9 protein-coding genes are annotated in these 8997 nt (G+C 66.7%); 3 read left to right on the top strand and 6 right to left on the bottom strand.

Annotated features, from left to right (window positions below; all coding sequences use genetic code 11):
* The 4 genes from L995_RS05755 to apaG all read right to left on the bottom strand — a co-directional run.
* Positions 1 to 1022 (bottom strand): YbdK family carboxylate-amine ligase (locus tag L995_RS05755; protein ID WP_047470070.1); only part of this gene is annotated, 1022 nt, incomplete at its 3' end.
* On the bottom strand, positions 1012 to 2274 hold the full coding sequence (locus L995_RS05760; protein WP_016450606.1) for a cation:proton antiporter: 1263 nt from the start codon (positions 2272 to 2274) through the stop codon (positions 1012 to 1014). The genes L995_RS05755 and L995_RS05760, both read right to left, overlap by 11 nt.
* A gap of 198 nt (positions 2275 to 2472) precedes the next feature.
* A complete protein-coding gene (locus tag L995_RS05765; RefSeq protein WP_047470065.1) occupies positions 2473 to 4440 on the bottom strand; it encodes a site-specific recombinase in 1968 nt (655 codons plus the stop codon).
* Positions 4441 to 4492: 52 nt separating this feature from the next.
* Positions 4493 to 4900 (bottom strand): Co2+/Mg2+ efflux protein ApaG, encoded by a 408-nt coding sequence (apaG, locus tag L995_RS05770; protein ID WP_034367895.1) that lies wholly within the window; start codon positions 4898 to 4900, stop codon positions 4493 to 4495.
* Between the two features lie 116 nt (positions 4901 to 5016).
* Here apaG and rpe point away from each other — a divergent pair, with 116 nt between their 5' ends.
* Complete coding sequence (gene rpe / locus L995_RS05775; protein WP_016450603.1) at positions 5017 to 5700, top strand: ribulose-phosphate 3-epimerase; 684 nt, start codon at positions 5017 to 5019, stop codon at positions 5698 to 5700.
* 116 nt (positions 5701 to 5816) lie between these two features.
* Here the strand turns inward: rpe and L995_RS05780 are convergent, their stop codons facing one another.
* Together L995_RS05780 and L995_RS05785 are read right to left on the bottom strand one after the other, a co-directional pair.
* Positions 5817 to 6143, bottom strand: coding sequence for a CzcE family metal-binding protein (locus L995_RS05780; protein WP_043790802.1), 327 nt, complete (start codon positions 6141 to 6143; stop codon positions 5817 to 5819).
* A gap of 155 nt (positions 6144 to 6298) precedes the next feature.
* Positions 6299 to 7348 carry a porin gene (locus L995_RS05785; RefSeq protein WP_047470068.1) on the bottom strand — a complete coding sequence of 350 codons (1050 nt, stop codon included), beginning with the start codon at positions 7346 to 7348 and terminating at the stop codon, positions 6299 to 6301.
* 143 nt (positions 7349 to 7491) lie between these two features.
* Here L995_RS05785 and L995_RS05790 point away from each other — a divergent pair, with 143 nt between their 5' ends.
* Together L995_RS05790 and L995_RS05795 are read left to right on the top strand one after the other, a co-directional pair.
* Positions 7492 to 7698: a hypothetical protein gene (locus L995_RS05790; protein ID WP_156135993.1), complete on the top strand. Its 207-nt coding sequence runs from the start codon at positions 7492 to 7494 to the stop codon at positions 7696 to 7698.
* 133 nt (positions 7699 to 7831) lie between these two features.
* Positions 7832 to 8997, top strand: a 1166-nt coding sequence (locus L995_RS05795; protein WP_231574360.1) for a hypothetical protein, incomplete at its 3' end; no start/stop codon positions are given.

Here is an 8997-nt window from a genome sequence, read left to right on the forward strand (position 1 = left end):
CCGGCGGCCACGTCGCTGCGCAGCAGGTGCAGGGCGGGCGCGGCGCCATGGCGGGCCGCGTAGTCGGCCACGGCATCCATGGTCTTGAGGATGTGGTCGGCCAGCGGCATGTGCTCGCCCGTGGCCGGGTCCACGTACACGGCCTCCAGGCCGAAGCGGCAGGCCTGGAAGCGGTTGTAGGTGTAGACCAGGTAGTCGTCCTCCACGGGCGTGAAGGGCTGGGTGTCCATGAACCAGGCGGCCAGCGCCTGCACATAGCCGGACAGGGCGGCTGCGCGCTCGATGGTCAGCGGCGTGTCGAACACGCGGATCTCGATGGTGCCGAACTCCGGCTTGGGCCGGATGTCCCAGTAGAAGTCCTTCATGCTCTTGACCACGCCCGTGCGCGTCATCTTGTCGAAGTACTGCTCGAACTCGCTCCAGTGCAGCACGCAGGGCGCGCGGCCCGACAGCGGAAAGGCGAACACCGAGTTCAGCCGCGCCGAGTCGAAGGCCGTGTCGTGGCCCTGCACGTAGGGGCTGGAGGCCGACAGCGCAATGAAGTGCGGGATGTAGCGCGACATGCGGTGCAGCATCAGCAGCGCCGCGTCGGCGTCGGGGCAGCCGATGTGCACGTGCTGGCCGAAGATGGTGAACTGCTTGGACAGGTAGCCGTACAGCTGCGACAGCTCCTGGAAGCGCGGCTTGTCGTAGATGCGCCGCTCATGCCACTGCTGGAAGGGGTGGGTGCCGCCGCCCACCACGGCGATGTTGAGCTTGTCGGCGCTTTTGACCAGCGCATCGCGGATCTGGCTGAGCTGGCCCAGCACCTCCGAGGCCGAATGGCAGACGCTGGTGGAGATCTCGATCATGCTGTTCGTCATCTCGGGCACCACGCTGCCGGGCAGCGGGTTCTTGAGCATGAGGCGCAGCATGTCCTCGGCGTAGGGGGCCAGGTCGTAGTCGTGGGTGTTGACCAGCTGCAGTTCCAGCTCCACGCCCAGGGTCAGCGGTTCGGACGAGTTGAAGGCTTCAAGACTCACGTTCATCTCCTGCGGTGTTCGAGCGGCTCAGCGGCTTCCAGGGACGGGAGCTTTCGCCGGAGCGGTAGATGGCCACGGTGGCCAGGGCGGCGCCCAGCACCTCCATCACCAAAATGGTGGGCAGGGCCACGCCTGCGATCTGCGCGCCCAGCTCGGGCGCGGCGGCCACGAACTGCGAGGCGATCAGCAGCGCCACCGATGACATGGGCGCCATGGCGCAGCCCACCCAGAAGGCCTGGCGCCAGTTGGCGCCCGTGCCCACATTGCCCACGGCCACGCCCAGGGTCTTGGCGACCAGGCGCGCCAGGATCACGGCGCCCACCACGCCCGCCACCGGCGCGCTCCAGTCGGCCTGTGCGGCCACGGTGGAGACCAGCACGAACATCAGCATGGTCAGCAGCGAGGCCGCCGTGCCCAGCTGGCGCGGCCAGGCCCAGGGGCGCGGGTTGAACTGCTTGAGCAGGATGCCGCCCAGCAGCGCCGCCAGCGGCGCCGAGCCGCCCAGGTACGAGGTCAGCGGCACGCTGGCCGAAATCAGGGTGAGAAAGAGGATGGAGGTGTTCTCGCTGGCCGGGCTCATGAAGCGCAGCGCCAGGCGCATCAGCACGGCCAGCACCAGGGCCACGGCCACCGAGACGCCCAGCACCACCAGCACCGGCATGATCGAGGCCACGAAGCCCGCCTTGGGCTGCGTCAGCATGCCCGCCTTGGCGCTGCCCAGGGCCAGCGCATACAGCGTGGACAGGGTGGACAGCACCAGGCCGCGATCGGTCACGGCGCCTGCGGCACGCATGTCGGCCACCACGCGCGTCAGCACCAGGGGCGAGGCCGCCATGGCCACCAGGGCCAGCGGCCCGGCCACTTCGGGGGCCATGCCCAGCCAGCCCAGCACCAGGGAGACCAGCACGTAGGTCAGCGCGGACTCGGCCACGCTTTGCACCAGCACCATGGGGTTGTGGCGGAACCAGCGCAGCGTGATGCGCCCGCCGCATTCGAACAGCACGATGGCCACGCCCAGCTCCAGCAGGAACAGCCCCGTGCCCTGCAGCGGCCAGGTGGTGTTGGCCCCAAAGCCGATCAACCCGGCAATGCCGCCGACCAGCGAGTAGCCGACGACCTTGGGCAGGGCGGCATGGCGCTGGCAGGCATAGCCGACCATGGTGGCCACGGCCAGCAGCAGGGACCACTGAACCGTGGCCAGCCCGGCCGAAGGCCGCAGCCACGGTTCCCAGAAGCTCAGCATGTCATTCATCAGCGACGTCCTTTGCGCGAGCCAGTGGCCCGCAAGCGAAGCTCCGCAAGGCCTTCCCTGCGGCGCGGGCAAGCCCGCGTCCCGTGCGCCTGGCACGGGGACACTACGTTGGCGATCCACTGGCGTGCCTGCCAGGCTGCAAGGCCGGGCGGGCACGCCAGCACGTGGGTTCCGCGTGGTTCCCGAGGTCCCGCAGGCTCAGGGGCGGAAGAAACTCAGCGGCGCTGTGCGCAGACGGCGGCGGATGGCCGAATAGATGCGCGAGCGGTCGACTCCGCTGACATTGTGTGCCCTCAGCGCAACGCGGAATGCCAGATAAAAGCTGACAGTGACGTTCAACGCGCCATTGATGGGCAGTAGGGCAATCGCCCACCAGAACATGTCGGAGTGCAGAACCTCCCAGCCCAGGGCGGCCATGGCGGCCCCGATCTGGCCGGCCGACAGCGTGACGTGGCGCACCTCCAGCCCCAGGCCGAAGAAGGCCGCAAAGGCCGGCACCAGGCCCAGCATCATGCCCAGCGAGACATTGGCGGCAAAGCCCGAGATGTTCTTGCGCCAGAAATGCGCCCAGCGATCCGCGCGCCCGGCGCCCAGCCAGCGCGTGATGCCGGGGTTGTAGCGGATCACCGAGTCCAGCCGGCGCAGCACGAACCAGTTCTCGGCCCAGCCCGCGATCAGGCTGCTGGCAAACAGCAGCACGCCCGTGAAGGCAGCGAACAGCGGCGACAGGCCCAGCAGGCTCAGCGAATCGAGCACGGCAATCGCATGCGGCTCGTCGATGGGCGTGTGGCCGAACAGCTGCGCATAGCCCAGCGACAGCAGCAGCACCATGGGCAGCACCACCAGCACGTTGCCCAGCACGGCCGCCACCTGGGAGCGCACCAGGTGCGCGACCTCGTCCACGAATTCCTCGATGGCCTCGCTGGCGCGCAGGTCCTTGAGCTTGGCGGCCATGGCCGGCGCTGTCATGGCCGGCTGCTTGGTGGCCACCGTGAAGTGCAGCAGCTGGATCAGCACGAAGCTGATGGAGTAGTTGATGCCCGCGGCCAGCCCGCCCCAGAAAGCCGACAGCCCCAGCGCGTAGAGCGCGAACTTGAGCAGCGTGGTGAAGGCCATCACGAAGCCGCCGCCGGCGGCCTTGGTCACCATGGACAGGTACTCGCGGCCCGTGCGCGTGATGTAGTGCTCGCCGGTCTCGGCGCTGCGCTCGGCCACCTTGGCGGCCAGCAGCGAGGTATTGGTGGACAGCAGCGCGCGCAGGCTGCGCCGCTCGATGCCCACGGACACCAGGTTGGCCAGCAGGTCGGCCGTCTCGGTGGCGCGGTTGTCGGCCAGCAGGCAGTCGAGCAGGCGCCTGACGCGCAGGATGCGCGCGCGCAGCTGGCGAAGGCGAAACACCAGGCCCACCGAAATGCCTTCGGACTCGAAATGCGCGTACACCGATGTCACGGCCGCGCGGCAGGCATCCAGGCGCTCGCGCAGCCGGGCCTCGGCCGCGTCGCGCCGGTCGTTGGTGCGCAGCGCGTGCAGCACCTCCACGCGCAGGCTTTCCGCATCGTGGATCAGGGCGTGGAAGGGCTGGTCGTCGCGCGCCTGCTCGTCCATGCGCAGGCGCAGCTCGGGCGAGAAGCCCGTGGACAGGATCTGTCCCGTGCAATAGGTGATGGAGCCCAGCAGGCTGTTCTGCCAGAAGCTGCTGCCCTGGCCCTCGCTGCCATCGGTCAGCAGTACGGCGATGCGCTCGAGCAGGGCCGCGTCCAGCGCGTGCAGCCAGCGCGCGTCGAATTCGTCGGGCATGGCCAGCATGAACAGCTCGGAGGCATCCACCGTCTCCGGCGTGCTGGGCAGCAGCTTGTAGCGCACGCGCTCGGACAGCTCGCTGAACATGTTGGTGCGCGGCGCAAAGCCGAAATCGGCCAGCAGCGCCGTGATGTCCACGGTATCGATGAAGCGCAGCCACCACGCATGCAGGCGCTGGCGCACGGCCGGATCGGCCTCCACGGCCTCCACCAGCAACTGCACACGCTGCACGGCGCCGTCCACCGACGGCTTGGGCGCGCGCACCCACTCCAGCAGGTGGATCAGCCAGATGTGGCGGTGCGCGAGGTCGGCCTCGGGGTCGAGTGCGGCCAGAAGGCCGGGCAGGTCTTGGGTGATTCGCTTCATGTAGGGGTCTTGCGGCAGGGCGGAAGACTAGCGCCTCCCCCGAGGAACGCGCTCAGTGCAGCACGCGGTTGTCAGGGTCCGGAAAGCTGTCGCCGCCAGCGCCCGACTGCAGATGAAAGCGCGGGATGGGGCACTCGAAGACTTCGCCCTCGTGGCTGATGCACAGATAGCTGCCCTGCATGCTGCCGTTGGGCGTGCGCAGCTGGCAGCCGCTGGTGTACTCGAAGGTCTCGCCGGGCTGCAGCAGCGGCTGGCGGCCGATCACCCCCAGGCCCTTGACCTCTTCGACATGGCCCAGTTCGTTGGTGATGATCCAGTGGCGCGCGATCAACTGGCCCGGCACCTGGCCGGTATTGGTCACGGTGATCGTGTAGGAGAAGGCGTACACGCCTGCCGCTGGAGCGGATTGCTCTGGCAAAAAGGCGGGGCGGACCTGGACCTGGAACTCGTTCATGGGCATGGCGGCAATGGTAACTGCCCGCAATGTACCGGCTTGCGAACGTCCCCACGCGCCGCCACCCATGGCTTTGTGCCGTCGCTGGTGCCGGTATGGGCTAGCTGCGACAATCGCAGGCCATGAGCCCCACCTACCGCATCGCCCCCTCCATCCTGTCTGCCGACTTCGCCCGTCTGGGTGACGAGGTCAAGAATGTGATCGCCTCCGGCGCCGACTGGATCCACTTCGACGTGATGGACAACCACTACGTGCCCAACCTCACGTTCGGTCCCATGATCTGCGAGGCTCTGAAGCCCCATGCGAAGACGCCCGACGGCCAGCCCGTGCCCGTCGACGTGCACCTGATGGTCACGCCCGTGGACGAACTGGCCACGGCCTTCGCCAAGGCCGGCGCCGACTACATCAGCTTCCACCCCGATGCCACGGCCCACGTGCACCGCAGCATCCAGAACATCCGTGCCCAGGGCGCCAAGCCGGGCCTGGTGTTCAACCCGGCCGCCTCGCTGGACGTGCTGGACTGGGTCATCGACGACATCGACCTCATCTTGCTGATGAGCGTGAACCCCGGCTTCGGCGGCCAGAGCTTCATCGACAGCACGCTGCGCAAGATCGAGGCCGCGCGCAAGCGCATCGAGGCCAGCGGCCGCGACATCCGCCTGGAGGTGGACGGCGGCATCAAGGAAACCAACATCCGCCGCGTGGCCGATGCCGGTGCCGACACCTTCGTGGCGGGCAGCGCCATCTTCGGCAAGCCCGACTACAAGGCCGTGATCGACGCCATGCGCGGCGCCCTGGCGGCCTGAGCTTCGGCTTGCCTCCAGCAACGAAAAGGGCCCGCGAATTGCGGGCCCTTTTTTTGCTGCGTTGAGTTGCGTTGAGTTGGATTCTGCGCAGCGCAGGCCGCAGCGACGCGGCCCCTTCAGCCGCCTCGCTCGTGCTCTGCGGGCATGACGAAGATGCTGCGGCCCTGCGTGTCGAAACCGGGCGGCGCAAAGCGCGCCACCGGCACATGGCTGTGCCGGATGGAGCTGACCTTCCACGCGAATGTCCTGCCCTTGCTGGTGAAATTGAGGGTTTCGCCGCAGGTGACGTTGATGGGCGTCTTCTGCGACAGATCGACGCTACGGTAGGAGCCTGCAGGCGCGGGCGAGCCGTAATGCGATTGACCGTTGGGAAAAGTGTCCGCATGGGCCATTGGGCAGGCAAGAAAAATGCCTGCGATATACAGGGCATTGATATTTTTCATGAAATGCTCCTTGGCGGAAATGGGATTTTCAATTCAAACGGAACATGGATGGATGGCAGGCCGTGGCAATGGTTTGGTGAATGCGGAAAAAGGGCATTGCCCGGCCTGCCGCCAGCGGTTTTGCAACGCTGGCTGGAATAATCCCGGAAAGGAAATCAGAAACTGTGGCGTATGCCCACTTCCGCACCCGTTGACGTGCCCTTGGGAGCAAGCCCCGGTGCACCGCCCGACAGGGCGAAATTCGCATTGCCCTTGTTGGATATGCGGGCCACGGTTCCATACAAGGCCGTGCGGCGCGACAGATCATGCACATAGCCGATGGCATATTTGTTCGCATCGCTGTCATTGAATGCCACCGGACCCTTGCGCGAATCGGTACGCACATAGGAGGCGCGGAGATGGCCGCTGCCCACGGGAACCGTCATGCCCAGCAGCCAGCGGTCCTCGGAGCCCAGGGTGCTGCTGCCGTAGGTGCCGAAAGGCAGGTCCTCCCGCTGGAAGTGGCCCATGAGCTTGGCGAAACCGAAATCGTACGAGGCGCCCGCGCCATACTGCTTGAACTTGGTGCCGGCGGCGCCGATGTCGGTCGCGCCATAGGAAAGCGACAGGCTCAATGGACCGTTTTCGTAGTGCACCCGGCCTGCCACGTGGCGGCCCACGTTGCTCGATGGGTTCTCGTCCATGGCGTACATGAATTCCGCACGCAGGCCCCAGAGGCTGGGCGAGAGGTACTGGATCGCGTTGTCCCGGCGGTAGTAGGACGGTGAGAAGCCGTCCGGCATGCGGCTTGTCACGGCCGAACCCGCCAGTCCGATCACGCCGAACGGATCGTATTTGTAGGTATGTGCCGAAGCCGGCGAAAGGTCGCGGCCCAGGCGCACTTCGCCGAAACCTCCCGACAGGCTCACGGTGGAACGGCGCTGGAAGAACTTGCCCGTGGAGCTGAACGTGCCCGTGTCGGCATTGACATCCGACTCCAGCCAGAACCCGGCCCTCAGTCCGCCGCCCAGATCCTCGTCGCCGCGAAATCCCAGCCGCCCGGAGGCCAGGCCGCTGTTGTTCATGGTCAGGTTGCCAGGCAGGTCGCTGTTCCTCACGTAGCGCGCATTGACGTCTACGATGCCGAACAGGGTGATGGATGACTGGGCGCTGGCCGCCAGCGAAATGACGGGCAATGCTGCCGCCAATATGCGATTGAATTTCATGCCTGATCCTTGTATTGAATGGTGGATTCCATGCGCATCCATTTTCAAAACGGATGCTGTGGTAAATACTAGAATCCGCAGGCGATCGCATTCGGTCTTGAAAAGAAATGGGCAGGGCATGGCAAGCCATTCACAGGCTTTTCGTGCAAAACCTGTTCCACCCCGCCAACACCAGACGGGAGGGGCTGCCATTCATGACAGTTACCTTTCTTCAAAATGTCTTGAATGTCACTTTGCTGTCGGGTGGATGGATGTTGGGCATTGATAGCATTCAGGGGATTGACTCCGGTGAAATAAAAATAATCCGTGTCGTATCTCTGATGCGGCTGTGGGTGGGTATTGAAAGATAGGCGGGGGGGACAGAAAATGCGTCGCGAGGATGTCAAGCTGAGGATGCTGGCAAGAAGAGGGGACACGGGGGCCAGGCTTCAGCTCGGGGAGGCCTATCTGGCAGGGGGTCCGGGCGTGCCAAGAAGCATTTCCGTGGGGCTCGGCTACCTGCAGGCCGCACTGCCCCAGGCCAGGCGCCAGGCCTCGGTCTGCATGGCCCTGCATCTGCCGCTGAGGCAGTTGCTGGAGCACGGGCTGCTGGAGCCTTTGAGGATCGCTGCGCAGTACGAGGATGTCGGGCGCCAGAAGCTCGCCGCATGGCATCTCATCCGGGGGGAACTCGATCTGGCGCTGGAATGCCTGGGCCGGTGCAGCGCTTCCCTTCCGTGCCACGGGGCAGGCGGCGCATCCGCGCTCACCTGCGGCGAGCTGCTGCAGGTCCTGCAGATCCTGCGCGCCGTACAGCCGCAGGACATTGCCGAGGTCATGGCCAGCGAAGCCCGCCAGGCCATGGCCATGGGCCAGTCGCCACGCGCAGTGCAGATGCTGGAGCTCCTGGGCGATCTGCCCCATGCCGCTGCCTGTCCCGCCATACAGCAGTTGATCGCCGACCTGGTTCACCAGGCGGAGGTGGCAGGCCATGGCCTGGGGCGGCTGGCGGTGGGCTGGATAGAAAGCAGCCTGGAGCGCTGCGCCGCCGATGGCGACCTGCGCGCCTGCCATGCGCTGGGGCGGGCGCTTTCCGGCCAGTCCTGCGCGCACCTTGCGCCAGACAACCTCGTGCACGCGCAGAACCTGCGCAAGGCGGCAGCCCTGCTGCTGCGCGCCGCCGATGGCGGCATCGCCGTCGCCTGGCTGCACCTGTTTCGCCTGTGTTCCGACTACCGCAGTTCGGTGGCCAATCCCACGCTGGCGCGCTTTTGCCTGGGTGCGCTGGTGCTGCGTGACGCCACACGCATCGAATCCATGGAGCAGGGCGTGGCCCTGCTCCATGCCGCGGCGGCCAAGGACGACGAGCAGGCCGGGCTGCTGCTGCGCTCATTGCTGCTGCCCGTGGACGGGGGCGACGAGGAGGCGCTCACGGCCATCGAGGCGGTGCGGCCCGATGCGCCGCGGCTGGCCATGCGACTGCGCCTGGCGCGGGCGTTCGGGCTCACCAAGCAGGAGGCGCTGTCGGTCGATCCCTTGACCGCCATGCGGCCCTGGGGCCTGGTGGTGGGCCACAACCCCTTTGTGGCAAAGGCTCGGCTGTGCGAGCCCCGAGCCGTGCCCGCGACCACGCCCGAGGCCCGCTGCTGCCTGGAGCAGGCCGCTTTCCT

Origin of the sequence: Delftia sp. ZNC0008, assembly GCF_000799035.1 — a bacterium.
GTDB classification, from domain to species: Bacteria; Pseudomonadota; Gammaproteobacteria; order Burkholderiales; family Burkholderiaceae_C; genus Comamonas; species Comamonas tsuruhatensis.

Excerpts from the sequence above, each read along its gene's own strand:
- apaG (WP_034367895.1), bottom strand. The coding sequence starts at position 4,900 with ATGCCCATGAACGAGTTCCAGGTCCAGGTCCGCCCCGCCTTTTTGCCA.
- L995_RS05785 (WP_047470068.1), bottom strand. The coding sequence starts at position 7,348 with ATGAAATTCAATCGCATATTGGCGGCAGCATTGCCCGTCATTTCGCTG.
- L995_RS05780 (WP_043790802.1), bottom strand. The coding sequence starts at position 6,143 with ATGAAAAATATCAATGCCCTGTATATCGCAGGCATTTTTCTTGCCTGC.
- L995_RS05760 (WP_016450606.1), bottom strand. The coding sequence starts at position 2,274 with ATGAATGACATGCTGAGCTTCTGGGAACCGTGGCTGCGGCCTTCGGCC.
- L995_RS05765 (WP_047470065.1), bottom strand. The coding sequence starts at position 4,440 with ATGAAGCGAATCACCCAAGACCTGCCCGGCCTTCTGGCCGCACTCGAC.
- rpe (WP_016450603.1), top strand. The coding sequence starts at position 5,017 with ATGAGCCCCACCTACCGCATCGCCCCCTCCATCCTGTCTGCCGACTTC.